We start from the raw sequence: 25,833 nt of genomic DNA, 5'->3' as shown, positions 1-25,833 counted from the left end.
TAGATAAGCGCGATTAGCTCAGTTGGTAGAGCACCTGACTCTTAATCAGGGTGTCCAGGGTTCGAACCCCTGATCGCGCAGTTGGAAATCACTGTTTTTGAGAAGTTGGAGTCTCGGGGACGGTGGTTTTTTTGTATTGAGGTTCTGGATGATGGAAAATATAGGGACAGGCGGCAGATTTACCGCTTATCCCTTTTTTAATCCGCATTTCATATGGCTTTAACGTTTCTCCTCTATTATAAGAAGGATAAAATTCTTAACGGACTGGGAAAGGAACGGGGTTATGGCAAAGCTAAAACGGGAAGCGGACAAAAAGTTAATAAATAAAGGTGCGGGCAGCTGGTTAAAACAGCATCGTGCGGAATGTATTACGATCCTGTTTATATTAGGTTTTATGATATCTGTGCTGATATGGAACAGAGGGATACAGGATAAGTACCAGCATTACAACAATACAAACATAACGTATGAAAAAGGAATTGTTACAGAGGTGAAGAATGACGGGCTGACGGTGGATGAGACGGACAGCGGGCGGTATCTTGGTCTGCAGTATGCAAATATTCGGATTCTAAGCGGTAAGTATAAGGGCAGGATTGTGGAGACAGATAATTATCTGACCGCCTCCAACAATATCTATGTGGAAGTGGGAACCCGGGTTATTGTTTCGCAGGATGAACCGGAGGATACGGAACCATATTTTGTGATCTATAATTATTACCGCTCCCCGGCTGTCTATGGAATTCTACTTGTGTTCGCGTTTTTTATGATGCTGATCGGGGGCAGAAAAGGGCTGCGGGCGATCCTGGGGCTGACGTTTACGCTGTTCGTGATTGTGATGTGGATGATTCCGGTCATTTATCTTGGGTATTCTCCTGTTATGGCTTCGGCTGCAGCTGTGGTTATTACCACAACCGCCGCATTGCTTCTGCTGAACGGGGCCAGCAAGAAAACATTGGCGGCAATCTGCGGGACCGCGCTGGGAGTGGTTTTGGTGGGGGTTATATTTGCTCTGTTCGCGGCTGTGCTGCATGTGTCCGGATACAATACGGATGAGACAGAATTCATGGTTCTGATATCCCAAAATACGCACTTGCAGATTGCAGAGGTCCTGTTTGCAGGTGTACTGATTGCTTCTCTGGGGGCTGTGATGGACGTGGGGATGTCAATTGCTTCGGCAATATTTGAAGTGCAGAGTGCGAACCCGCAGCTCAGCAGAAGGGAGCTGTTCCGGTCCGGAGTTAATATTGGGAAGGACATGATCGGAACTATGAGTAATACGCTGATTCTGGCTTTTACGGGAAGCGGACTCAGCACACTGCTTGTGCTGACCGGGTATGGGATTAAGTACCATCAGCTGGTCAGTTCTGATTTTCTGGCAATTGAACTTGGGCAGGGGCTCTCCGGGACAATCGCGGTCATTTTGACGGTGCCGGTTACTTCAGCGGCTGCATCTGTCCTCTATAAACGGACGAAGTAAATGTTAAATAAATATACAAAAATTTTAATTTATTATTTAAAAGATTAACAAGGGCTTAACTGCATAATGATGCTCCTCTGATATCTACTCTTTATTGTTGATAAGGAGTTCAGACTAAAAACATATCAGAAGGAGAAAACAGAGAAATGAAAGGGAAAATGATGAAGAAGCTGCTGGCTATGGCGATTGCAGCGGCGAGTATCATGTCGGCTCCCGGGCTTCTTACAGCAAATGCTGCGGGGAATACGGCAGGAAATACACTTGCAGATACAGCGGCAGATACGGGGGCACGGGATCAGGCAGCGTCCCAGCGGTCAACAGGGGAAACAGATACCCAGCCAATGGAAGCGAATGGGTTTCTCTCATCGGAGGGGGATACGGCGAGGACCGTTGACGGAGCTGCTGATGTCAGCTTTGGAGTAGTTTCCGATACCCATGTGCGGCAGGATAAGGCAACAGAAAAGAGCAGGCTTGCAAAGGCCGCTTCCTTTTTCAGCCAAGCAGGACTGGATCGCATGGTAGTGGCGGGAGATCTGACAGATAGTGGTTCTGCCAGCGAATATGACGCTTGGGGAAGCATTATTAATGAGAATCTTTCTATTCCGCTAATCGCAAGTATGGGAAACCACGAGAACAACAGCGCGGATTATTTTACTAAGACGACCGGTAACAAGCCCAATAACCATCAGGTTGTTAACGGATATCATTTTATTACACTCAGCCCGGGAAGCGGACAGCTGGATCCGGAAACCGGAAAGGGAACGACTCAGGGGGGCGGCAATTATTCCTATGCGGTGGAATGGCTGGAGGAACAGCTTACAGCGGCAGAAGCGGATACACCGGACAAGCCGATATTTGTATTCTTCCATCATCCGATTAAGAACACTTTTTATGTGTCTACAGAATGGTACGGAAGCGGGCTGGACGAGGTGTTCAAATCACATCCGCATGCGGTCACATTTTCCGGGCATATACACAGTCCGAACAATATGCCTACCAGTATCTGGCAGGATGGCGGTTATACCGCGGTTAACACGGTTACGCTCTCTTATATGGAAATGGAGACCGGTATGATCTATGGTTCTGTTCCGCCAAATGCAAGCCAGATTGCACAGGGGCTTGTAGTTGAGGCAAGCGGAAGCAGGGTGACCATTAAAAATTATGACTTTCTTGCGGACAAATGGATTCCGCAGACATGGACATTTGATGTAAATGAGACACTGCCTTATACGGATGAAAGAGCAGAATCTGCAAAGGCGCCATATTTTGAGGAAGGTGCTGCGCTTACGGTGAGTGAGATTAAGGATGACTCGGCAAGGCTGACATTTGACCAGGCAAAAGTGCCGGAAAATAATGTGGGGGATCTGGTGCATTCCTACAAATATGAATTTATTAATACCGATACACAGACGGTTGTGAAGACTTTTAAAACATGGTCCAATTACTATCTGCAGCCGATGCCGGAACAGATTACGCAGGTGGCCCCGGATCTGGAGGGAGGAACATCCTACGAGGTGCGTATTTATGCCATCGATGCATACCAGAAAATGAGTGAAGACTATTTGACGCAGACGTTTAAAACGACCGGTGAATCTTCAACAGAACCGGGACTTGATGATATGGTAAGCGGTGTGCCGAAAGCAGACCTACTGGATGTAGACTTTTCTGACGGCTCAATTGCGGATCATTCGGAATCCGGGAACACATTTTACGGCAGCGATGGAAGCAACATCACCATGGATGAAGGTCTTGGGAAATATGCGGCATCGTTTACCGGCAATACAGAAGAAGCTTTTCTGACAGACTGGTCAGCGGAGCAGTATGACAAAACAAATGATGATTTTACAATCGAATCCACCTTTAAGGTTGATAAATTCTCCGGCGGTTATGTGGATTTGTTTGGTAATATGGAATCCGCGGGCATTGGCTTTGAAATTCCGGCTTATGATGAGGAATCCGCAAGTCTGGAGGCATGGGTGCATATCGGCGGTTCCTATAAGCGGCCCATTGCCACAGGCGCTCTGAAATATGGCGAATGGAATCACGGTGTCATTACCTATGACGGAAGTAAGGTGACACTGTATCTGAACGGACAGAAGATTGCATCCAGGGAAGCATCGGGTGAAGTGAAAACACCTCCGGCAAGCTCACAGTATTTTGTTATCGGAGGTGACAGCGGTTCGAACGGAAGCGTACAGTCTCCGATGGTTGGTGCAATTTCTACGGCACGTCTGTACAGTAAAGCCCTTACAGCAAAACAGGTGTCTATGCTTGCCAATAGGGAACTGCCGGTGATTGACAAAAGCAAACCAGAGATCCGGCTTGCAGCGGCGCCTGCTTCGGAGGGGACACTGAATGTGGACTATACGGTTCCCGCGGCCCAGGCGGCTGATAACAGCACAATTGCAGTATTGACAGCGGTTGTGAAAGATCCGGATGGTAATGAGATCTTAAAGCTGGGCGGAGATGGCAGCGAGACAGAGGAAACAACGTTCAGGCCGGAGAAGGCGGGAACCTATCAGCTGAGTTTCACTGCGGCCGACCCTGCGGGAAATACGGAGACGAAGAGTTTTTCAATTGAAGTGAAGGCCGGGGACCGCAGTAAACTGGACGAGGCAATCATCAGGGCTGCATCCATCAGCAATGAAGAACTTGCCACCTATACGGAAGAGAGTATTGGCAGAATGATGGCGGCGCTTCAGAAGGCAATGGAAGTTACAAGTGCTACAGGACAGGAAGAAATTGACGCGGTGACAAAGGAACTGAACGATGCCATTGACGGACTGGAGAAAAAGCAGGAAAAACCACAGGTGGATAAAACCCAGCTGAATGAACTTTATGAGGCAGTCAAGGGGATTACAGGTGAAGGGTACACCGCGGAGAGTTATAAAACTCTGGATGAAGCCCGCACCAAAGCTCTGGAGATTATAAACAGCGATACCGCTGATCAGGAGGCAGTGGATGCGGCATATGCAGAACTGCTGTCAGCAAAAGATGCTCTTTCGGCTGCTGAAATACAGAAATATATGGAGCTGGTTCTTCAGGCGGCGGAAGCGGCAGACACCGCGGATGCATCGAAAGAGGCTCTGGAAGCATTCCACACGGCAGTTGAGGAACTGAGAGGGCTGCTGGAAGACAGCAATGCCAAAACACATGTGAAAGCTGCGAAAGCGATTGGCGTCATAAGAGCCATGGGCGGCCTGAATCCGGATACTGTAAACGCAGAAGGGCTTAAACTGGCGGTACAGGCAGCGGAAGTATTGAATCAGGCTGCATACACAGTAAGCTCATGGTCTGTCTTTGAGACAGCATGCCTGGAAGCACAAGGGCTGCTGGATAAACTTGAAGAGGCAGTGGCATGTGATTTGGATCAGGAAATCAGTGATCCGGCGGTTATCCCGGAAGCAGACGGTCTGAACCCGGAGCCGGAGAAATCATCTGGAGAAATAGTGGATGCAGAAAAAGTAGATGCAGCGATCGAAAACCTGGGGGCTGCTGTTATGGAACTGACAGAAAAGCCGGTTGAATTGCTGGCAAAGTTAAATGCATCCATTGCAAAAGCAGATGTGGTCCTGGCAAACACAGAGAGTTATACACCCGACAGCCTGAAAGGCCTTCAGGAAGCAAGAGATGCAGCGAAAGTGCTGGCAGATGCAGGGGAGGGCAATGAAGAGGAAATGCTTCAGGTTCTGGGCACGCTTGATACTTTATTAGGCCAGGTAAAGAACCGCGCTGATAAGACAGAATTGGTTATCGCGCTTTCAAAGGCTTCTCTGGTCAAAGAAGCAGAGTATACAAAGGAAAGCCTGAAAGCGTTTAAAAAAGCTTTCGAAGATGCAAAGGCGGTAAATGAGGATTTGAATGTGTCAGATCAGGCGGTTGTGGACCAGGCAGTAAAAACGCTGGAAGAATCTATGGAAAAACTCGTTAAGATTGAGGATAACTCCGGCAATAACGGAGGAAATAATGGGAACCAAAACGGCGGAGATCAAGGCCAGAACGGAGGAAACAACAGTCAGAGCGGCAGTAATAATAACCAGAATGGAGGGAGCCAGAATAACGGCAACAGCAGCCAGGGAGGCAGCAATAAACCGGTGCAGCAGGCTTCCGGAACCAATTCTTCTGCTGTGAAGGCCGTAAAAACAGGTGACAACTCTTCCTTTCTCTTACTGGCGGTTCTGGCAATGGCAGGACTGGCTGGAGCTGCAAGCGCAGTTGTACTGAGAAAAAAACAGAGATAAAAGCAGATTTACAGCTGGTTAAGATTTATAAAGGCTGATGTAAAGCACCCGGGAAATGATTTCCGGGTGCTTCTTATGGTTCTTATCAATATGGATCGATCGAACAGTTCTGGAATAGAAAAGCGTTGTTAAAAGTTAAATTCATTCTCCCATGCAAAGTCTGCAGACTCTTCCAGGCTCATCGGCCAATGGCTGCACCAGGCCGGAACCCCGGGGTTTTTCACCCTGTCCAGGCTGGGCGTGTAAGGCTTGATGTCCAGGAGGGGTGTGTTGTCATTTGCATCAATATAGGCAATCTGAATGATGCCTTTCAGGTAATCGATGCGGATCATCTCTGCTGTGGATAAGGCAATCGGGTTCGGGCGCACCGGTGACCTTGTGGCAAAGACGCCCATGACCTCCGGTGAATTCTTGTAGGGCTCTTCTGTTTCCAGCTCAGAACGGAATTCTGCTGTGTCAAAATCACTGAACCACCACAAGACATTAATGTGGCTGAATCCGTCCAGCGCCTGCAGTGCAGGAATGAATTTTGGCGCGAGCTGCAGGAAGGTTCCGCTTTCGCCGTTGTAGATGGTTCCAATCGGGTTTACTTCATATGTTTTCATGCTGTTTCCTCCATTTATTCTTTTTCCCCGTACGAAAGGATCCCCGGTGGGCCTGCCTGATGCGGGGAACTGGTTTGTAAGCATAAGGTAATCCCTGACACCGTGTGAGAGTCAAGAAAAAACGTCCTGTAATTTTAACTTACAAGACGTTTCAAGTAATCTTCTTCAAAGGTATTTGAATTTCTGTTAAATAGGATTGCGGGCATTCCTCATTCCATGGACCCCGGTGTACGATCTGCCGGTTTGGTCCGGACATTTTGTAACGGCTGTTTTTCTGCAGCCATTGTGCAAAGGCGAGGTAAGCGCCCGCGATATTAGAGAATTCTCCATACACCATGGTGCAGGCCATGGCGGGAACCGGTTCGGCTGGGCGCAATGAGAAGCCGCCCACAGTCTGGCCGGTTAAATCCACAACTTTTTTTAGAACAGCACATAGTTCTACGTCTACATTTTCTTCTTTGTATTCCTCGTCGTGGTATATTGAAAATGTTTCACCGGACAGATCAATTCGGTTCAGCACTGCAAAGGCGGATAGTTCTTCCCACAATCCGCCTTCCGCATAATAATCGGGAATCACCCGCCTCAGAGACAGGACGTGGTAAGCTGGAATGGATTTGACAGCTATCTGATAATGCAGTTCATCCTTTCCGGAAAGAAACTGATTCTTTGCAATCTCAATCCTCTTTAACTTTGCCTGTTCAGCTTCAATATTTCCCATAATTTCCAGATATTTACGATCCAGCTGCTCCACAACAGTGTCATCATTCCCGTTCTTAAGGATATCAGCAATCTCCGCAACCTGAAATCCGCTGTCCCGCAGATAAACAATCTTATTCAAAACAGGTATTTGTGCAGCCGAATACATCCGGTACCCCGACCAGGAATCAATCTCAGCGGGGGCCAAAAGCCCCATCTTATCATAATACCGCAGCATCCGGACAGAAACCTGAGTTAACCTTGAAAACTCACCAATACGAAACATATTGCCGCTCCAATCACAGTTCCAATTATATTTTTCATTATATGGAATATTTAACAATACTTCAATATCCAATATTCATGGAGCTGTATATCATATCAGCTTTGCTTCGCTTACCTATTATCGGGCAATTGCACTGTCCTTACCCGCACCCCAATTTGGACAAACGGACCTTCTACCATCCCCCATTCTACTTACCAAAGTCTCCAGATCTACGTTTCATTGCTTTTATTAATTCTGTCAGAGCCTGGACCTCGTCTTCTGTCAAACCGGACAGATCGAGTTCCTGCTTTTTTTCTAGTCCCAGCAGATAATCAGTAGTAACTTTAAAGATTTGTGATATAGAAATTAAGACATCATAGGAAGGCATGCGCAGTCCGGTCTCATAGGCACTAATGACGGATTTAGTTACGCCAAGCCTCTGAGCTAACTGTGCCTGAGTAAAATTATTCTGCAGGCGTAAAGTCTTAAGCGTGTTTCCAAATTCTACCATACCAACACCTCCCATTTGTAGTGTACTATAGTATATGTATTTAATAGGTGGATTAAGTATTGATATAGTTGACAAAGAATGGAAGATTAAGTTATAATTTTATGTTGAAACAGGGAAAGATTCTATATCGGTTTTTTCCGCAGTAAAAAGTAATCTATAAACCTATCAAAAGATGAAAGGCAGAGTAAAAATAATGGTATTCGTGGTAAGTATCTGGCCTGTTTTAGATTCTGAAGAAAAAAGAAGAGAGATTCATAAAATACTGGAAGACTGTGGTACAGTCCGGGAAAAAGTAGAGACCAAATTGACCAGACTTGGCCTGCGAAACTTTCTGCTGCAGATTTACGGCGAGCAAAAATGGACGGGAAATCTGAGAAATCGTTTCAAACATCTTGATAAATATTTGGATATAAGATATAAAGAAAACAGCAGTCTTCTTACCTATGTATGTGAATTCAGTTCCAGGGACGATTTTACGGCTGCCGAGGGGCAGATCAGGAGCGTCTGTGAATCGGAGGAAGATACTATTTACGTATCCGGCGATTCTCAAAAAACAGAGCTGATACTGGAGTTGCTTGAAAATGAACATAATATCATGCTAATGAATTATTATGAGCCCGATTTATATAGAATGTTTACTAAAAACCTGAGTAAAATGAAAAAGTTTGGTGCGGCCTGCGGCATAACCCCCAGGGATTACCTTAACCAGAGAACCAGGTAACCTTTCTCGGTTTTCGCTTCATATCCTTAGAAATGCTTAGAAAAATGAATATAGAAAAAAAGGGACACTTTTAACATATTTCTATTTTACTGCAAAGGGGTCAGACCCCTTTGAGAAGATCCCTTTGGGAGGAATGACTGTCATGAGAGAGTATAAAAATACCAGAAACCCCATTCTGCCGCCGGATATCCACATTCCGGACGGTGAGGGCCATGTTATGACGGATGGAAGGCTTTATATCTATGGAAGCTATGATGAGACAGCGAATGAATATTGTAGTGACAGGTATTATGTTGTGTCTACTGCAGATATGGAAAAATGGGTGATTCACGATGAGGCATTTACCGCAGAAGCGGTAACGTGGATTCATGATGGGAATGCCCCTAAATATCCGGGGATTGACCGGGAACATCCGACTCCGTTCATGAAGAAGATTCTGGAGGAAGCTGCGGGAAGTAATGACATTCAGGAAGAGGGGGATGAGACGGCTGATGAAGAGGCCGTATTTTTATATGCTCCGGACTGCATTTATAAGGATGGAAGGTATTATCTCTATTTTTGTACATCGGATGACAGGGAAGGGGTGGCCGTTTCTGAGTGCCCGCAAGGCCCGTTCACGAATCCTGTACAGCTGCCTTGCGGAGGGATAGATCCCGCTGTTTTTATAGATGATGACGGGAAGGCCTATTACTATTGGGGACAGCTGTTCTCCCATGGAGTCAGGCTGAATGAAGATATGATATCTTTTGACCCGGATAATATTGTGGATAATCTTGTGACAGAGGAAAAGCATTTTTTCCATGAAGGGTCTTCTATGCGTAAGATGAATGATACTTATTATTATGTATACGCTGATATGCAGAGAGGGAGGCCGACAGCCCTTGGATATGCCACCGGCAGTTCACCGCTGGGCCCGTTTGAATATCGGGGAATTATCATTGATAATGCTGGCTGCGATCCGGAAAGCTGGAATAACCACGGTTCGATAGAATGCGTAAATGGACAGTGGTACGTGTTTTACCATCGCAGCAGCCGGGGATGCCGTCAGTACAGGAGGTTATGTATTGAGCCGATTTTCATCAATCCGGACGGGACAATCGATGAGGTGAAGATGACCTCTCAGGGTCCCGGGAAACCTTTTGGCCCGGGAGAGAAAATAATGGGGTATCAGGCCTGTGGGCTTAAAGGGAGCGTATATATCGGTGCGGAAGAAAACAGGGGGGCAGCATATGAAGAAAAACTGACACATATATGCCATGGAGATGAAGCCATATTCCGTTATGTACATAGCCAGGTTGAATTTCGCAGTATACGGATACTTGCGTCGGGAAGCGGCCAGATAGAAGTACTTATGAATGGGCATTCTGCAGGTACTGTGAAAATAACGGACGGAGTACAGCTAAACAGGGATATTAATATGCCTGCGGGAGAATATGAGCTTGTACTGCGATTCATGGAAACAGAAGGGTTAGAAATAAGAGAGATTGTTATAAATTAGACAAATAAGGGTAAAGGGGTCAGACCCCCCTGCAGAGGGGTCTGACCCCTTTGCGTTAAAACTATCGACAATGCTAATATCTATGTGCTATGATTGTCATAAGAATTACAGGAGGAAAGAATATGAGTGATACATTATGCCAAGAAGCCTGCGTTCTGATACAGGAGTTGATGGAATGCTATGTGTCCAGGGGAGTAGCTGAAATTGAAGAGATGTACCAGTATCTTTCCCCGGATATTCTGGTGATCGGTACCGGGAAGCATGAATTTTATACCAATCTGGAATCGCTTAAGGCTGGCCTGGAGAAGGATCAGGAAGAGGCAAAAGATATTGATTTTATTATAAAAAATGAATGGTTTAAGGCAAAACAGTTTACGGATGACTGCTGCGTTGTTTATGGGGAGTTTGAAGCCTGTGAGAATAATATAGAGGGCAAACAGGTTATCATCAATATGGACACGAGAATTACGGCGGAGGTACATAGGCGGCCGGACGGGAGCCTGGAGGTGGGAAGTCTGCATCATTCGGTTCCATATGTATACCAGAATGAGGGGGAATATTATCCGAAGACGTTTGCAAACATAGCAGAGGAAGCGCTGCGGCGCAGTCAGATTCTGGAGAAGAGTATCCAGCTGGATTCTTTAACAGGGCTTTATAACCGTAAATATACGGAAAAGCATATTAACAGAATACTGACCGCTGATAAGACGGGCGGGCTCATGTTAATGATTGACCTGGATGAATTCAAGCGGGTGAATGATGAGAAAGGCCATCTTGTGGGGGACGAGCTGCTGAAGAAGGTTTCAAGCATTCTGGCCAGGGGAGCCGCTCAGGCATCCGATATAGCGGGACGGATTGGCGGAGACGAGTTCATGGTCTTTCTGCCCGGAGACAGAAGTTTCGAGGAGGGTGACCGCTTGGCGGGGTATCTTATAGAATCAATTGGGCATGTCTTTTCAGGCATAGGATTGGATCAGAGCTGTTCTATAGGGATTGCCAGGGCGGAAATAGAGGGGGAAGATTTTGAAAGCCTTTACCATAAAGCAGATGCTGCGCTATACGAATCAAAGGCCTCAGGAAAAAGAACTTTCCAGTGGCATTTGAATAAATAAAAATTACTGTGAAGAAAGGTGGTAAAATTATGGTAAGTAATATCAGCAGAGAAGAGGCATTCGAGCTGCTAAAAAAATATAATAAGGAGCCATTTCATATTCAGCACGCACTGACTGTGGAGGGGGTTATGCGATGGTATGCCGGCGAGCTTGGCTATGGAGATGATGCGGATTACTGGGCTATAACCGGCCTGCTTCATGATATCGATTTTGAACGCTATCCGGAGGAACACTGCCAGAAAGCGCCGGAGCTTCTGAAAGAGGGCGGCGTGGGCGAAGATATGATTCACTCAATCTGTTCACACGGATATGGAATCTGCAGCGAGATAGAGCCCCAGCATGAGATGGAAAAGGTTATGTTTGCGGCAGATGAACTGACAGGCCTGATCGGGGCCGCAGCGCTGATGCGGCCGTCCAAGAGTGTAATGGACATGGAAGTATCCAGCATAAAAAAGAAGTTTAAAGACAAAAGATTTGCGGCGGGATGTTCGCGAGATGTGATACGACAGGGGGCAGAGCGGCTTGGCTGGGAATTGAACGACCTGTTCGAAAAGACAATTCTTGCTATGCGTTCCTGCGAGGAAAGCATCAACAAAGAGATGGAGAATTACAGTGCATAAAAACGTATTGCGGGCATTGCAAACGGAATCTATGGAGGAGGCCCTGCAGTATATGGTGGTGAGACTGCTGTGAGTGTGGGGCGCTCAGCCCATATAAATGCGGAACGGATCAGGGAGACCTGAATCGTTCCGCATTTATATGGGCTGAGCTAAATTTCTAAGCCTTTATTAAGGTAGCTATGGTAAACTGTTACTGAGGTGATGATGATGAAATTATTATTTGCTGAGGATGAAGTAAGTATGTCGGAGGCGGTTGTGGATATTTTGACCTATCATAAATATATTGTGGACGCAGTGTATGACGGGGAGGCGGCCCTTGAGTATGCCCGTGCAGCGCAGTATGACGGGATTATTCTGGATATTATGATGCCGAAAATGAGTGGGCTCGAGGTTCTGAGCCTTTTGCGCAGGGAGAGATGCCGCACGCCGATTCTGCTGCTGACCGCGAAGGCGGAGGTGGAGGACCGCATACAGGGACTGGATCTGGGGGCGGATGATTATCTCCCCAAGCCTTTTGCCATGGGGGAACTTCTGGCCCGGATCCGTGCTATGCTGCGGCGGAGGGAGGAATTTACCCCGGATATCATAGAATGCGGAAATATCGCGCTGAACCAGCAGAGCTATGAGCTAAGCGGGAATGGACAGACATTTGTGCTGACAAAACTGGAATACCGGCTGATGGAAACTCTAATGCTGAACCAGGGGATGTATCTTTCGTCGGAGGAACTGCTCGTGAAGGTGTGGGGATATGAAACAGAAGCCGAACTGGGGACGGTCTGGGTATATATATCATATCTGAGGAAAAGGCTGTCGTCCATGAATGCTAACGTGGAAATAAAAGCAAAACGAAACATCGGATATACTCTGGAGGTTAAGAGATGACGAAAACACTCCAGAAAAAATTCATAACCACCGCTATGCTGGCAATTACTGTGTTGATTTTAGTTCTGCTTGGAGCGATCAATGGAATATATGGCCTGATTTCCGGTCAGCAGATGGAACGGATGCTGGGGATGCTGGTCTACAATGGGGGCGCCCCCTCGCTGCAGCCAGAATTACCCGGCGGAGTCAGGCCGGGCTTTTTGGAGCAGCCGATCGATGAGGATACCGCCATGTCGGCCCGTTATTTTCTGATCCGTTATAATTCGGACGGTGAGGCTGTGCAGACTGATGTCAGTAAAATCGCTTCCGTGACAGAAACAGAGGCCGAAAAAATGGCAGAGAAGGTAAGGAAAAGCGGGAGCTCAGAGGGCAGGGCGAAACAATTTCGTTATAAAATAGCGCAGACCCATGACGGAAAAGGCAGTGTCGTCATTTTTCTGGATACATCCTCACAGACCCGCAACATACTCATGGTCTTAGGGATTTCAATATTTATCGGCATCCTGTGCTGGAGCCTTATGCTGCTTTTCGTCATTCTGCTATCAAAAAAAGCGATACTGCCCATCGCGGAAAATATAGAAAAACAAAAACAGTTTGTAACAGATGCCGGACATGAGATCAAGACCCCTCTGGCTATAATCATGGCAAATACAGACGCCATGGAGCTGCACAATGGGGAAAATAAATGGAGCCGCAATATCCGGGAACAGACGGTACGTCTCAACGGACTTATGCAGAATCTGCTGGCCCTTGCAAAAATGGATGAGGGCGCAGTAAAGCTGCCTTCGTCAGATATCTTACTGAGCAGTCTGCTGGAAGAGAACCTGCCGGCTTTTTATGAGCCGGCCGCTCTCAAAGAAATCATAATAGAAGAAAATATTCAGCCCAACATCATCATGCACGGGAACAGAGATAGTATGTCAAGGCTCATTACGATACTGCTGGACAATGCGGTAAAATACACGTCTAAGCAGGGAAATATTATAATTTACTTAGAAAGAAAAGAAGGTGTTATTAGATTAAGTATAAAAAATACGTGTGATACGCTTCCGGAAGTCGATCCGGAAAAACTTTTTGACCGCTTTTACCGAGGCGACAGCGCCAGAACGCAAAAGAGCGGGGGTTACGGCATTGGCCTATCTGCAGCCCGCGCTATAGCAGAATCACAAAAAGGAAGCATTACGGCATCCTATGAAGAAAACCAGATTATATTCACAGTAGAACTGAAGAACTCTAAGTAAAGGAGATATAAACCAGGTACCCCGCCCGCTCCTTTATCTGCGCCTGTAAATTATCTTAAAATACAGGAGATAAAAGATTAAAAAAAGGTTATGCTATAGAGTAAAAGCTCTGCATATTACTGAGCATATGCTAAGTTGGAATCGTTAAAGGGGAGACTCTATGAAACCGGGAAAGAAGAAAGAAACAGGTGCAGTCCTGATAGAAGCAGTAAGAATTGCAGTGGGAAGCGGCGCCGCCATGTATGCAGCTTCCCTTTTGCATCTGGAATTTGCCGCATCGGCGGGGATGGTAACGCTGCTTACGATACTGACTACAAAGTGGGAAACGCTCAGGCTCTCAGCTGCCCGTATCCTGACTTTTATTCTGGCGGCAGTCCTGGCATGGTTAGTATTCAGTCATATCAAAAGCGACGGCGCTGCATTTGGAATCTTCATATTTTTACTGGTATTGATAAGCGAATGGGTAGACTGGAGGATAACTGCATCCGTAAATGCGGTCATAGGCACACACTTTTTGGCTACACGCAACTTTTCGATTGCTTTTATTGCAAATGAATTTCTGATTGTATTGTTAGGGATCACGATAGCCATCCTTGTTAATCTGTTTCAGAATAATGGAGGGCAGAGGAACAGAATTATAGAAAATATGCGTTATACAGAGCAGGAATTTTCCGATATACTGGGAGAACTGGCTGCATTTTTATATAGCCGGGACAGAAGGGAGACTGTTTGGGAGAAGCTGGAACTTTTAGAACGGAAACTGGAGAATTTTATAGAGCAGGCATATGTGTATCAAAACAACACCTTCAGAGCCCATACCAGTTATTACAGCGCCTATTTTGAAATGAGGGAAAAACAGTGTGGGGCACTTCAACATCTGCATCAGGAGATGGAAAAGCTGAAGGCGCTTCCAAAGCAGTCCTTTATTGTGGCAGATTATATTTCCTATTTAAAACACTTTGTCAAGGAGATGAACCGGCCGGAAAAGCAGCTGGCACGCCTGGCGGCGCTGTCTGAGGAGATGAAGGCACAGGAACTCCCCGGCAGCAGAGAGGAGTTTGAGAACCGGGCGGTGCTCTATCATATCCTAATGGATCTGGAAGAGTTTCTGCAGTATAAGCAGCATTTTGTGGAGCGGATTGACGAGACGCAGTTTGCCGTTTACTGGAAAAAAGAGGTAGAGGATTTCAGACGCTCCAAAAGCAGGTGAAGATTTGCTACCGTTTCCCGGTTAATATAATGTTCAATTTTTTCCACCTGTTCGAGTTCATTCTCTGAATGATTCAGCAGGCACAGAAATTCGTGCAGTATATCGTGCCGGTAAAGCAGATACTCCCCAACCTCCAGCCCCTTGGGCGTTGCGGTCAGGTAGCCGTATTTCTGGAAAGAGATGTATCCCCTTTCCTTCAGTGCGTTAACCATCTTCGATGCGGAGGAGGGTTTTACATGCAGATTCTCAGACAGTGCCTGGATTCTTACGATATCCTGTCCCTTGAGCATCCGGCAGATCATCTCCAGATAATCCTCCATAGATGCGGTCAGATCGTCTGTGTTATGCAGTTCATATCCTTTTTGGGTATAAAAATCATTTCTATTGTCCATGATATCATTTCTCCTATTAAGATAAAAAAGTTAAAATCTATCCGAAATATATTCCCCAATGTGTCACAGAATCCCGAAAAATTAATATTATAGAATCAGGAAAGAAAGTTTCCTTATCCTAAATTCTATGACAAGGCGGTGGCGCTTATGAAAAAGGAGATCTGTTTAAACGATATACAGCCGGGGGAGAAGGCGGTTGTCAGAGAGCTGAGGTCAGATGGAAGTATCCACAGACGTCTTTTGGATATCGGTCTGGTCAGAGGAACGAAGGTTGAATGTGTGGGAAAGAGCCCCGGAGGGGATCCGGGGGCATTTTTAATCCGCGGTGCGGTGATTGCGATCCGTTCGGAAGACTGCGGGGATATCCTGGTTCATACTTTGGAAGGCGCCTGATATGGGGCGCGAAAAAGTGATTGCCATAGCGGGCAATCCGAATGTGGGGAAGAGCACGGTATTTAACAACCTGACGAATCTGCACCAGCATACGGGAAACTGGCCGGGAAAGACGGTTACCAACGCTTCGGGATATTGTGAGACTAAGGACTATTCTTATAAAATGGTAGATATTCCGGGGACGTACTCGCTGCTGGCCCATTCGGCTGAGGAAGAGGCTGCCCGGGATTTCATCTGTTTTGGGGACGCAGATGCGGTTATTGTGGTCTGCGATGCTGTCTGCCTGGAGCGGAATCTGAATCTCGTCCTGCAGATTCTGGAAATCACCAGAAAGGTGATTGTCTGTGTAAACCTTCTGGATGAGGCAGAAAAGAAGGGAATTTACGTCAATCTGGATACCCTTTCCCGGGAACTGGGCGTACCGGTCATCGGCATGGTGGCAAGGGAGGGGAAGGGCAGAGATCAGCTGCTGGAGACTATGGATCATATGATGCGGGAGGCCGAAAACGTCAGGCAGGAGCTTCAGGCTTCTTCTGTAGGATGCAATGCTGCAGAAGGATATGTTATTCCATACTGCCGGACGCTGGAAAAGGCGATTTCTCTGCTTGAGCCTGCGGTGGATGCGGTGCTGGAGGGAATACAGATGCCCTCGGCATCCTCCTGCAATGGATGTCTGAACAGCAGATGGCTGTCCCTGCGGCTGCTGGATTATGACAAGGCGCTGGATGAAGGCATCCGCAGATACCTGCATAGAAACATCTGTCAGGAACGCTGCCTGAAGGAAGCGATTCCGGAGGCACAAAAATTACTGTACAATCAAAATATGGATAAGAAACGGCTGGAGGAAGAGATTGTATCATCGGTCATGTATATTGCGGAACGAATCAGCGAAAAGGCTGTGACGTTTACAAAAGAACATGCGGACAGCCGGGACCGGAAAATTGACAGTATTCTAACCAGCAGGCGGGCGGGGTATCCGCTGATGGCAGCGCTGCTGATGGCAGTGCTGTGGCTGACCATAACAGGAGCAAACTATCCCTCTGAAATGCTGGCAAAGGGGCTGTTCTGGATCCAGGACAGACTGACGGAACTGTTTGGACTTATAGGCGCGCCCGCCTGGCTGCATGGGATACTGGTCCTGGGGGTTTACAGAGTGCTGGCATGGGTTATCTCTGTGATGCTTCCGCCAATGGCAATATTCTTTCCGCTGTTTACGCTGTTGGAGGACGCCGGTTATCTGCCCAGAATTGCATATAATCTGGATAAACCCTTCAAAAAATGCTGTGCATGTGGAAAACAGGCACTGACTATGTGTATGGGATTCGGATGTAATGCCGCAGGGGTGGTGGGATGCAGGATCATAGACTCGCCCAGGGAGCGGATGATTGCAATATTAACCAACAGCTTTGTGCCCTGCAATGGACGTTTTCCTACACTAATTGCAATTATAACCATGTTTTTTGCCGGGATTTCCGGAGGCGCAGGTGCATCATTATTATCGGCGTTTTTACTCACTATGTTTATCCTGCTTGGTGTAGCCATGACATTTCTTGTATCCTGGATTTTATCAAAAACAGTGCTAAAAGGCGTGCCCTCGTCCTTTACGCTGGAACTGCCGCCTTACCGCAGGCCGCAGGTGGGCAAAGTGATTGTCAGATCCATCTTTGACAGAACCCTGTTTGTGCTGGGCCGTGCGGTAGTAGTGGCCGCGCCTGCCGGGCTGTTTATCTGGGCTGCGGCCAATATAATGGTGGGAGATACGAGCCTTTTGAATTATTGTGCGTCTATGCTGGACCCGTTTGCCAGAATGCTGGGACTGGACGGTGTGATACTGATCGCCTTTATCCTGGGGCTCCCGGCAAATGAGATTGTTGTGCCCATCATAATTATGGCCTATATGGCACAGGGCAGCCTTGTGGAATTTGACAGCCTGGCAGAAATGAAAACATTGTTTGTGAGTCATGGCTGGACCTGGCTCACGGCAGTCTGCACCATGCTCTTTTCCCTTATGCACTGGCCCTGTTCCACAACACTGCTAACTATTAAAAAAGAAACGGGAAGCTGGAAGTGGACGCTGGCGGCACTGGCAATACCGACTTGTGCAGGGATACTTATATGTTTTGTCGTGGCACAAATCGGAGGCTGCTTTTTGTAAGGAGGTATTTAAAAGAAAGAAAAACAGCTCGTCTACGGCTGGGGCGTAAAATGAAGAAATAGCCTCCAGCCGCCTACGGGCGCCCAAGCCGTTCCGGTTTTCCGGCGTTCCCAAAAAAGAATTATCCCCCCTCCAAACACTTTTGTTTGAACAGATTTAAGTGTATAATAGTAAGAAAACATGGCGGAGGGAAAATGAAGTGGCACAAGATACGCAGGCAAATGCAGAAAAATCCGGAAACGGCATGAAAAAGAATATATTACTGCGCACGAACTTACTCATATGCGTCGTAATTATTGCAGGGTTTCTGATGACAGCGGTACTGAGTTACCGAGCCAATTATAGTGCCTCCCTTGAGAATATCGAGCAGGTTTCTACTTTGACGTCGGAAGGGATATACTACCAGATGAATTCTGCATTTACTAAGCCGGTCAATATTTCTCTGACCATGGCAAATGACAGCCTGCTGAAGGAGTTTCTTGCGACAGAGGCGGAACATCTTGCGAATAAGGAATACATAGAGACCATCAGGCGGTACCAAGAACAGGCCGGCCAACCAGGCAACGGCGCAGTATTTCGAAAAAATGGGAGCTCCTAAGGGAAACCATACGACCAGGCTCTTCAGATTGTAGCTGAAAGGCAGATTCATGAGGCATATCGGGAAGGAATGGGCGGTGGAAAAGGCTGCGGAGCTGTCCCGAGATCTCTGCCGGCTGCATCATGTTGGAAATGACCGCTGGCAGATTACAGCCAGCATAGGCGTGGCTGTACTGCAGGGGGCGGACTTTGAGATGTTTTATAAGAATGCGGATGCCGCTCTGTATGAATCGAAGAAAAATGGGCGCAACCGGTATACCGTGTATTGCAAAGAGGCAGAGTAAGGCACAAAGCCCTCGCTGCCTCACTGGTTAAAAACCCTTTATAAATTCGTGTACTTCCTTCTTTCCAATATAGTGATATTTGTTTCTCTTTGTATAGAAGAAAAAGAAGGAAAGCAGAAGTGTAACGCATTCCGCTGCAGGCACAGAGAGCCATACGCCGGTAACTCCCAGCAATTCGGGCAGCAGCAGGATACTTGCTACAATGAAGATAAAGGTGCGGGCAAAGGAAATAGCCGCGGATACCGGTCCATCTGAAAATGCGGTGAACATGGCGGATGCGAAGATATTCATGCCTGCAAATATAAAGTTAAATGAGAACAGAAAAAATCCTGTTTTAGCAATCTCATAGGTCGGCGAACCGGCAGGCGTAAATATTTCCACGATATAGGGGGATAATACCAGCGCTACTGCAGTTGCAATCAGCGAGGATATGGCAACAAAACCGGTACATATTTTGAAGATTCTCTGCAGGAGAGAAATATTATTTCTCCCGTAATTGTAGCTGATCACCGGCGCCATTCCCATGGAAAAGCCGAAATACAGCGCGTTAAAAAGGAACTGTCCGTAGAGCACGATCGTGATCGCGGCAACCCCCGCTTCACCCAGCAGACGCAGCATTACGATATTAAACAGGAAGGTAACTACTGCGGTGGATACATTCGTGACCATTTCAGAGGAACCGTTCGCGCAGCTCTTCAGCAGTGTTGAGAGGCTGAAGTGCGGTTTTACAATGCGCAGTGTGTTCTTTCCGGAAAAAAAGTATACCAGCCCGGCTAAAGCGGGGATGACCTGCCCAAGGCCGGTTGCCAGTGCAGCTCCCTGGATTCCCATCTGCAGAGGCCCCATAAACACATAATCCAGTATCATGTTGACGATGCCCCCCATAATGGTCAGAATCAGTCCAAGATGAGGCCTGCCTGCGGTGACAAAGAAGGTCTGGAAGAGCAGCTGCAGGATACAGGCCGGAGCAAAAAACAGCAGCATCCCGAGATAGCCTTTACAGTCTGCAACCAGAATATCTGTTGAACCGAGAAGCCGTACCACAGGCTCCAGAAAAAGGGTGCCTGCGGCCAGAATAACCACACTTAAGAATAAAGAAGTTGCAATAATTAATGAGAGGTCCTGGTTGGCCTCTTTTTCTTTGTGTTCCCCTAACTTTTTTGCAATGAGGGCGCTTCCGCCGCTGGCAAACATGACACCTACTGCTATAATCAGGTTAATAACCGGAAAGACAATATTTGCAGAGGACAGTGCGTTGCTCCCCACAAATCGGGAAATGAAAATCCCGTCAACTATTGTATATAAAGAGGTAAAAACCATCATAATCATAGTCGGAAGAGCAAATCTGAGCAGCGAAAAAAAGCGGAAATCTTTAGCAATTGATAATGACATTATAAATCATCCTTTCTATGAATTTTTTTCAGCATATGTTATGATAAAGTATAGGGTAACACGATAGTCAAGCTGAAATTAAAATTATATTAAAATTTTTAAACAAACAACTGTAAATGCGTGCGGGAGGGGAATCACATGGAGAATAGCAGGATATTAACGGCGGGGGAGTTTGCCAAGATCGTGGGAGTTACTAAGCATACACTCTTCCATTATGATGAGATCGGCCTTTTCCGGCCCGAGAAAAAGGGTGAAAATGGGTACCGGTATTATTCGATGGCGCAGATAGAGGTATTTGATGTGATTTACACATTAAAGGATCTGGATATGCCACTGAGTGAGATTCGGGAATACCTGGACAGAAGATCCCCGGGGACGCTGCTTGAACTGCTGGACAAAGAGCAGGAAATTGTGGAGCAGAAGGAAAAAAGGCTAAAAAGGACAAAAGAATGGATTATCGGGAAACGGAAGCTGATTAAGGAAACGGAAACGATCGATACAGAAGCGGTGGAATTATTGGAGATGCCTGCAGTTTATGAAGTGTCTGTCAGGGTGGATACTGCAGATGAAAAGATCTGGGCCATGGAGACCGGGAGGCTTCTGGACATGTGTGATTCGTTTGGCATCAAAGGCGTAAGGGGAATTGGTTATATGCAGCCGTTAGATTGTATTAAAGAAGGGTTATACAACAGCTATGAAAAAGCATACGTGGTTACAGAGCGCAATATCCCCGGCGCCGGGTGTGTAAAAAGGCCTGCGGGCACGTATCTGGCGGCTTATCATGTAGGGCACTGGCAGACGCTTAATGAGGCTTACGAAAGAATGCTGGCATATGCAGAGTCGGCGGGCCTTACGTTATGCGGAGGCTGTTATGAGGATTATCAGCTGGATGGACTTACACAAAAGACGGAGGAGGAATATGTCACAAGAGTGTCCTGCAGAATTGACGGTGCATGCGGAGGCTGCCGGTAACCTCTGCAGAGTCATGAACGGTTACCTTTAGGTATCCAGGTAATATGAAAGTCGTTCACAAAAGGTTGATTTTATTCCCATATCAGCGTATGATAGTAAAATACTTTTTACTACATATATAAGGATGTGATTTGTAATGTTAAAAAGGTGCATTTTATTGATATTAAAACCGCTGTCGTTTTTACCGGCACTGATCATGATGTATGTGATCTTCAGTTTTTCAGCGCAGAGCGGAACGGATTCGGGCAATCTGAGTTATTCCGTGAGCCATAAGATTGTGGAAATCGGGAATGAAGTCCTGCAGAAGAATATGGAGGAATGGGAGATCGATGAGAAAGCATACGAGATCGAATATCCGGTGAGGAAGATTGCGCATATGACAGAATACTTTATACTGGCAGTTGCGGTATCACTGCCGTTTTATGTATACGGCCTGCGGGGCTTTGGCCTTATGCTGGTAGCTGGGCTGATCTGTGTAGGCTTTGCCTGCGGGGACGAGTATCATCAGTCCTTTGTGGACGGGAGAGGTCCGTCCGTGAAGGACGTGGGAATCGACAGCATCGGAGTGTTCTTTGGAATCATGGCAGTGCGCATCTGCTGCTGGACGATATTGGCTCCTGTGCGGACGATGGAGCGGGAGCGCCGCCGATGGGAACGGAAAAGAGAACGGCAGAGAGCGCGTGAAGAGGAGCAGCGGTACAGAAGGCGCGGCAACCGTAGTGAGTATTAGAAACAATTTTATAATGAGGAAGTGTAAGTCTCAAAAATCCACTGGTTTTTGAGGCTTATTTTTATCTTATAGAATTAGGGTGTCAAAAGATTCTTTTAAATGAATCTTATGGCACCCTAATGTGATATAGGAAATTTCTGTGCACAAGTCCGGCAGACAGATTAAAAATAATTACGGAAATCCGAGTAAAAATTAACCAATAGACCCAAAATATAATGATACAGCGCCTGAGAGTGTCAGACCATTTATTATGCCTGTCGGAGCATCGTTCTTAACAGGCCCGCGAATGACCAGGTACACTCCTGCGCTTGATACAACTGAAATCGGGGCGTATGCGTTGTCTGTATGCCAAAGGAGGCTATATATGGAACTGATAAAACTGTCAGGAATATTAATTGTTATCATTGGATTTGCGTTAAGACTGGATTCGATACTGATTATATTAATTGCTGCAATTGTCACAGCTTTAGTAGGAAACCTGGGAGTAACCGGGCTTTTGGAGACGTTAGGAACCAACTTTACTGCGAACCGGAATATGGCAATTTTCATTCTAATTATGCTGGTAACCGGAACTTTAGAGCGCAACGGTCTGAAGCCCGCGGCTGCCAGTCTGATCGGCAGGATTAAGAATGCATCTGCCGGGGCGGTCATTGGAGCTTATGGGATAATGCGGGGGATATTTGCCGCGTTTAATGTCAGCTTCGGCGGGGTTGCCGGGTTCGTAAGGCCAATCGTGATGCCCATGGCAATCGGTGCAGTGGAAGCACAGGGCAAGGAACCGGCAGAAGAGCACGTAGAGCAGTTAAAGGGAATGGCCTCCGGCATGGAGAATATTGCATGGTTTTTCTGCCAGGTGCTGTTTGTCGGGGGTTCGGGCGCCCTGCTGGTGCAGTCCACACTGGAAACCCTGGGATACCAGGTTTCCCTGCTTGATTTGGCAAAGGTAGAAATACCGGTCGGAATCTTTGCAATCATAACGGGGATTGTCTACTATTTTCTGAAAGACAGGAAATTGTACAAAAAATATTATGGGGATAAAAAGTAAGGAGGAAGGCGCATCATGACATTTTTTACTAGCCAGGACGTGACACTGGGCACAAAACTCCTGGAAATCATCTATATAATTATGGGCCTGATTACTTTCTATACCGGAATCAAAAATGCCTTGGATAAGGAGAATCCCTCCCGGTTTGGAACCGGGTTGTTCTGGTGCGCTCTTGGAGCGGTGCTGGCGTTTGGGCGCTGGATCCCGCCGGCTATAAACGGAGCGCTGATTATCCTGATGACCATACCGGCCATCCTGAAAAAAGTAAAGATTGGAAAAATCGAACCACTGACAGAGGAATATACCAATGAAAAGTACCGGACCATCGGAATGAAAATCTTTATCCCGGCTCTGTCCATCGGTGTCTTTGCCATTCTTTTTGCCATCTTCCTCCCCGATCTTGGCGCAATCGTAGGAGTGGGTGCGGGTATTGTGGCGTCGGTTATGATACTCATGCTGCTTTCCAGGGAGAACCGGCCTGCGGTTTTTTTGCGGGATTCTGAGCGCCTCCTCTCAACGGTAGGGCCTTTAAGTATGCTGCCGATGCTCCTTGCAAGCCTGGGCGCGGTTTTTACCGAGGCAGGCGTAGGGGGTGTGATTGCCGGTCTCGTCGGCGGGTTGATTCCCAGGGGCAATGTAAATGCGGGAATTATAGTATTTGCAGCCGGGATGGCATTGTTTACCATGATTATGGGAAATGCCTTTGCAGCCATTACCGTGATGACAGTTGGAATCGGCGCGCCGTTCGTCCTGCAATATGGTGCAGATCCTGCCGTCATAGGAATACTGGCATTGTCATGCGGATTCTGCGGAACACTCTGTACACCCATGGCCGCAAATTTTAATGTGGTACCCGTGGCGATGCTGGACATGAAAGACCGTTTTGGCGTAATCAAATGCCAGCTGCTGCCTGCGGCACTCATATTTGTATTTCAGGTTTTCTATATGATTTTCATGAAATAAGGGTAAAAATAAGAAGTGCAGGCTCTAAGAGCATTGAAATGATATACAGGAAGGAAACGGTTATGCAGGATTACCGGAAAATAGAACGGGGCGCTATGATTGTTATAAAAGACTGGCTGCGCCTGAAACCATGGGAAAAACTCATGATTGTGACAAGCGAAAATCATCTGGAAGAGGCAAAAGCGCTGAGGTACTGCGCCCACAAACGGGCAAAGTCTGTAGATCTGATGGTGGTGGAAAGACGAGGGAAGCATGTAGGCGTATTTTTTGACCGCCACGAAAAGGTATTTGATGGTTACCGGGCCGTAATCGGAGCCACAGACTATTCTCTTGTTACCACAAAAGCGGCTAAAAGGGCGATAAACAGGGGAAGCAAGTTTCTGTCCCTGCCTCTGGCGACCAATAATGAAAAATCAATGCTCTCATACCGTTTTATGGGCATGGACACAAAGAAGAGTAAAATGATGGCAGGCATTATCATGAAATATCTGAATTCCTCCTCTGTGATCCAGGTGAAGACAAAGAGGGGGACAGACCTAAAGTTGTATAAGAGAAACAGAACCGCGGGGTTTTTTAATGGAGTGGTGCGGGACGGCAAAGGATTCTCATCCGCCAGCATTGAGGTGTACGTTCCGATTGAAGAGACAAAGACCGAAGGGGTCCTGATACCGGATGGCTCGCTGGGGTATATCGGAAGAGTGGAAGAGCCATTTAAGATCAGTATAAAAGAGGGGCGCATTCAGGAGATGGAAATGAATGTCAGCGGAAAGAAGCTGAAAGCATATATGGAGGATTTTAAAGACCCCGGAATTTATGTGGCGTCGGAATTGGGAATTGGCCTGAATTCCTATGCAAAGTGCAGGGGAAAATGTTATATTGAAGATGAGTCTGCCTATGGAACATTTCACATCGGTGTGGGGCGGAACATTGCCCTGGGCGGGCTACATGAGGCGAACGGGCATTTTGACATGGTGGCGCATAAACCGGATATCTATGCGGATAACCGGATGATCATAGAACGGGGAAAGATCATTATACCGGAACCGCATATCCTATAAAATTCCAAATAGCAGGAGGAAAGATATGAGAGTATTAATTACAGGATTTGACCCTTTCGGAGGGGCAAGCATCAATCCGGCCTATGAAGCGGTAAAACTACTGCCGGATATCATTGGGAGTGCAGAAGTAATTAAGATGGAAATCCCAACAGTTTTTTACCGGGAAGGTGAAATACTGGAGGAAGGAATCCGCAGGCACAGGCCCGATGCCGTCATCTGTATCGGACAAGCCGGAGGACGTTCCGGAATCTCGGTAGAGAAGGTGGCCATTAATCTGATCGAAGCCAGAATCCCGGATAATGACGGGCAGCAGCCTTTTGACGAGCCGGTCTGTGAAGACGGGGAGAATGCGTATTTTGCAACGGTTCCGGTAAAGGCAATGGTGGAGCGCATCCGGGAGAGAGGGATACCGGCAAAAATATCTTATACAGCGGGAACCTATGTATGCAATGACGTCATGTACCGCCTGCTGTATATGATAGATAAGAAATATCCGGAGATCAGGGGCGGATTTATACACGTGCCATTTTTGCCCGAGCAGGTAACTGACCTGCCGGACGGGACGCCGAGCATGTCGGCTGAGACGATTGCACGGGCCATTGAGGGGGCGGTGGAAGCCGTGGTGGAGAACAGGGAAGATGTCAGGACGATTATGGGGGAGACTCATTAGAGCAAAAAAGCGTTGTTAAGTGTTAGGAGGAGGGGGCTTAGAACAAAGCGGGCAAGCCCGCCTCAACTCCTTAAGCCCTCACTCATGAGGGGCTTGCATACTT

General features: G+C 47.1%; 24 protein-coding genes and 1 tRNA gene. 20 read left to right on the top strand and 5 right to left on the bottom strand.

The genetic code is table 11. The annotated features are described in order from the left end of the window. Positions 1-7 precede the first annotated feature (7 nt). The 3 genes from GKG43_RS04940 (at position 8) to GKG43_RS04930 (ending at position 5,718) form a co-directional block, all read left to right on the top strand. Positions 8-80 (top strand) — tRNA-Lys (locus GKG43_RS04940). Between the two features lie 203 nt (positions 81-283). After that, positions 284-1,477 (top strand): YibE/F family protein, encoded by a 1,194-nt coding sequence (locus GKG43_RS04935; RefSeq protein WP_050639394.1) that lies wholly within the window; start codon positions 284-286, stop codon positions 1,475-1,477. Positions 1,478-1,623: 146 nt separating this feature from the next. Next, positions 1,624-5,718: a LamG-like jellyroll fold domain-containing protein gene (locus tag GKG43_RS04930; protein ID WP_129878818.1), complete on the top strand. Its 4,095-nt coding sequence runs from the start codon at positions 1,624-1,626 to the stop codon at positions 5,716-5,718. A 128-nt stretch (positions 5,719-5,846) separates the two neighbouring features. Here GKG43_RS04930 and GKG43_RS04925 read toward each other — a convergent pair whose 3' ends face one another. The 3 genes from GKG43_RS04925 to GKG43_RS04915 form a co-directional block, all read right to left on the bottom strand. Further along, complete coding sequence (locus GKG43_RS04925; protein WP_050639396.1) at positions 5,847-6,323, bottom strand: SAM-dependent methyltransferase; 477 nt, start codon at positions 6,321-6,323, stop codon at positions 5,847-5,849. A 151-nt stretch (positions 6,324-6,474) separates the two neighbouring features. Continuing rightward, complete coding sequence (locus GKG43_RS04920) at positions 6,475-7,305, bottom strand: MerR family transcriptional regulator (RefSeq protein ID WP_129878816.1); 831 nt, start codon at positions 7,303-7,305, stop codon at positions 6,475-6,477. A gap of 187 nt (positions 7,306-7,492) precedes the next feature. After that, positions 7,493-7,795 carry a helix-turn-helix transcriptional regulator gene (locus GKG43_RS04915; RefSeq protein ID WP_050639398.1) on the bottom strand — a complete coding sequence of 101 codons (303 nt, stop codon included), beginning with the start codon at positions 7,793-7,795 and terminating at the stop codon, positions 7,493-7,495. A 193-nt stretch (positions 7,796-7,988) separates the two neighbouring features. On the opposite strand from GKG43_RS04915, the gene GKG43_RS04910 reads away from it, so the two are divergent. The 7 genes from GKG43_RS04910 to GKG43_RS04880 all read left to right on the top strand — a co-directional run bounded on the left by GKG43_RS04910 (position 7,989) and on the right by GKG43_RS04880 (position 15,079). Next, positions 7,989-8,516: a hypothetical protein gene (locus GKG43_RS04910; protein WP_055151674.1), complete on the top strand. Its 528-nt coding sequence runs from the start codon at positions 7,989-7,991 to the stop codon at positions 8,514-8,516. Positions 8,517-8,658: 142 nt separating this feature from the next. Further along, the gene (locus GKG43_RS04905) at positions 8,659-10,014 is read left to right on the top strand and encodes a family 43 glycosylhydrolase (RefSeq protein WP_055151671.1); all 1,356 of its coding nucleotides are present in this window, start codon (positions 8,659-8,661) and stop codon (positions 10,012-10,014) included. Positions 10,015-10,136: 122 nt separating this feature from the next. Beyond that, positions 10,137-11,126: a diguanylate cyclase gene (locus GKG43_RS04900; protein ID WP_050639401.1), complete on the top strand. Its 990-nt coding sequence runs from the start codon at positions 10,137-10,139 to the stop codon at positions 11,124-11,126. 29 nt (positions 11,127-11,155) lie between these two features. Beyond that, a complete protein-coding gene (locus tag GKG43_RS04895) occupies positions 11,156-11,746 on the top strand; it encodes an HD domain-containing protein (RefSeq protein WP_050639402.1) in 591 nt (196 codons plus the stop codon). A gap of 207 nt (positions 11,747-11,953) precedes the next feature. Further along, complete coding sequence (locus tag GKG43_RS04890; RefSeq protein WP_055151668.1) at positions 11,954-12,628, top strand: response regulator transcription factor; 675 nt, start codon at positions 11,954-11,956, stop codon at positions 12,626-12,628. Then, a complete protein-coding gene (locus tag GKG43_RS04885; RefSeq protein ID WP_129878814.1) occupies positions 12,625-13,869 on the top strand; it encodes a HAMP domain-containing sensor histidine kinase in 1,245 nt (414 codons plus the stop codon). Before GKG43_RS04890 ends, GKG43_RS04885 begins: the two co-directional genes overlap by 4 nt. Before the next feature lie 160 nt (positions 13,870-14,029). After that, positions 14,030-15,079: an aromatic acid exporter family protein gene (locus GKG43_RS04880; RefSeq protein ID WP_129878812.1), complete on the top strand. Its 1,050-nt coding sequence runs from the start codon at positions 14,030-14,032 to the stop codon at positions 15,077-15,079. Here the strand turns inward: GKG43_RS04880 and GKG43_RS04875 are convergent. After that, positions 15,031-15,471, bottom strand: a complete 441-nt coding sequence (locus tag GKG43_RS04875) for an iron dependent repressor, metal binding and dimerization domain protein (RefSeq protein WP_082202781.1) — start codon at positions 15,469-15,471, stop codon at positions 15,031-15,033. The two genes, GKG43_RS04880 and GKG43_RS04875, sit on opposite strands and share 49 nt — an antisense overlap. 147 nt (positions 15,472-15,618) lie before the next feature. Between GKG43_RS04875 and GKG43_RS04870 the strand changes: the two genes are divergently transcribed. From GKG43_RS04870 to GKG43_RS04855, 4 genes are all read left to right on the top strand, one after another. After that, the gene (locus tag GKG43_RS04870) at positions 15,619-15,864 is read left to right on the top strand and encodes a FeoA family protein (RefSeq protein ID WP_055151662.1); all 246 of its coding nucleotides are present in this window, start codon (positions 15,619-15,621) and stop codon (positions 15,862-15,864) included. Position 15,865: 1 nt separating this feature from the next. Beyond that, positions 15,866-18,019: a ferrous iron transport protein B gene (gene feoB / locus GKG43_RS04865; RefSeq protein ID WP_197278207.1), complete on the top strand. Its 2,154-nt coding sequence runs from the start codon at positions 15,866-15,868 to the stop codon at positions 18,017-18,019. Between the two features lie 199 nt (positions 18,020-18,218). Further along, on the top strand, positions 18,219-18,617 hold the full coding sequence (locus GKG43_RS04860; RefSeq protein ID WP_055151655.1) for a hypothetical protein: 399 nt from the start codon (positions 18,219-18,221) through the stop codon (positions 18,615-18,617). A 49-nt stretch (positions 18,618-18,666) separates the two neighbouring features. Next, positions 18,667-18,900 carry a diguanylate cyclase gene (locus GKG43_RS04855; RefSeq protein WP_055151652.1) on the top strand — a complete coding sequence of 78 codons (234 nt, stop codon included), beginning with the start codon at positions 18,667-18,669 and terminating at the stop codon, positions 18,898-18,900. A gap of 27 nt (positions 18,901-18,927) precedes the next feature. Here GKG43_RS04855 and GKG43_RS04850 read toward each other — a convergent pair whose 3' ends face one another. Next, the gene (locus GKG43_RS04850; RefSeq protein ID WP_129878810.1) at positions 18,928-20,292 is read right to left on the bottom strand and encodes an MATE family efflux transporter; all 1,365 of its coding nucleotides are present in this window, start codon (positions 20,290-20,292) and stop codon (positions 18,928-18,930) included. Between the two features lie 138 nt (positions 20,293-20,430). On the opposite strand from GKG43_RS04850, the gene GKG43_RS04845 reads away from it, so the two are divergent. The 6 genes from GKG43_RS04845 (at position 20,431) to pcp (ending at position 25,730) form a co-directional block, all read left to right on the top strand. Then, on the top strand, positions 20,431-21,264 hold the full coding sequence (locus tag GKG43_RS04845; RefSeq protein ID WP_050639412.1) for a MerR family transcriptional regulator: 834 nt from the start codon (positions 20,431-20,433) through the stop codon (positions 21,262-21,264). Positions 21,265-21,400: 136 nt separating this feature from the next. Next, the gene (locus GKG43_RS04840) at positions 21,401-21,994 is read left to right on the top strand and encodes a VanZ family protein (RefSeq protein WP_050639413.1); all 594 of its coding nucleotides are present in this window, start codon (positions 21,401-21,403) and stop codon (positions 21,992-21,994) included. A gap of 364 nt (positions 21,995-22,358) precedes the next feature. Beyond that, complete coding sequence (locus tag GKG43_RS04835) at positions 22,359-23,039, top strand: DUF969 family protein (RefSeq protein ID WP_129878808.1); 681 nt, start codon at positions 22,359-22,361, stop codon at positions 23,037-23,039. 15 nt (positions 23,040-23,054) lie between these two features. After that, a complete protein-coding gene (locus tag GKG43_RS04830; RefSeq protein ID WP_129878806.1) occupies positions 23,055-24,002 on the top strand; it encodes a DUF979 domain-containing protein in 948 nt (315 codons plus the stop codon). A 38-nt stretch (positions 24,003-24,040) separates the two neighbouring features. Next, positions 24,041-25,060 carry a peptidase gene (locus tag GKG43_RS04825; protein ID WP_243125820.1) on the top strand — a complete coding sequence of 340 codons (1,020 nt, stop codon included), beginning with the start codon at positions 24,041-24,043 and terminating at the stop codon, positions 25,058-25,060. A gap of 25 nt (positions 25,061-25,085) precedes the next feature. Then, positions 25,086-25,730: a pyroglutamyl-peptidase I gene (gene pcp / locus GKG43_RS04820; RefSeq protein ID WP_050639416.1), complete on the top strand. Its 645-nt coding sequence runs from the start codon at positions 25,086-25,088 to the stop codon at positions 25,728-25,730. Positions 25,731-25,833 lie beyond the last annotated feature (103 nt).

Origin of the sequence: Eubacterium sp. BIOML-A2, from assembly GCF_009680135.1 — a bacterium.
Taxonomy (GTDB): Bacteria; Bacillota; Clostridia; order Lachnospirales; family Lachnospiraceae; genus Faecalicatena; species Faecalicatena contortus_B.
The sequence above is the reverse complement of the archived record's forward strand: the minus strand, read 5'-3'. Positions and strand labels throughout refer to the sequence as shown.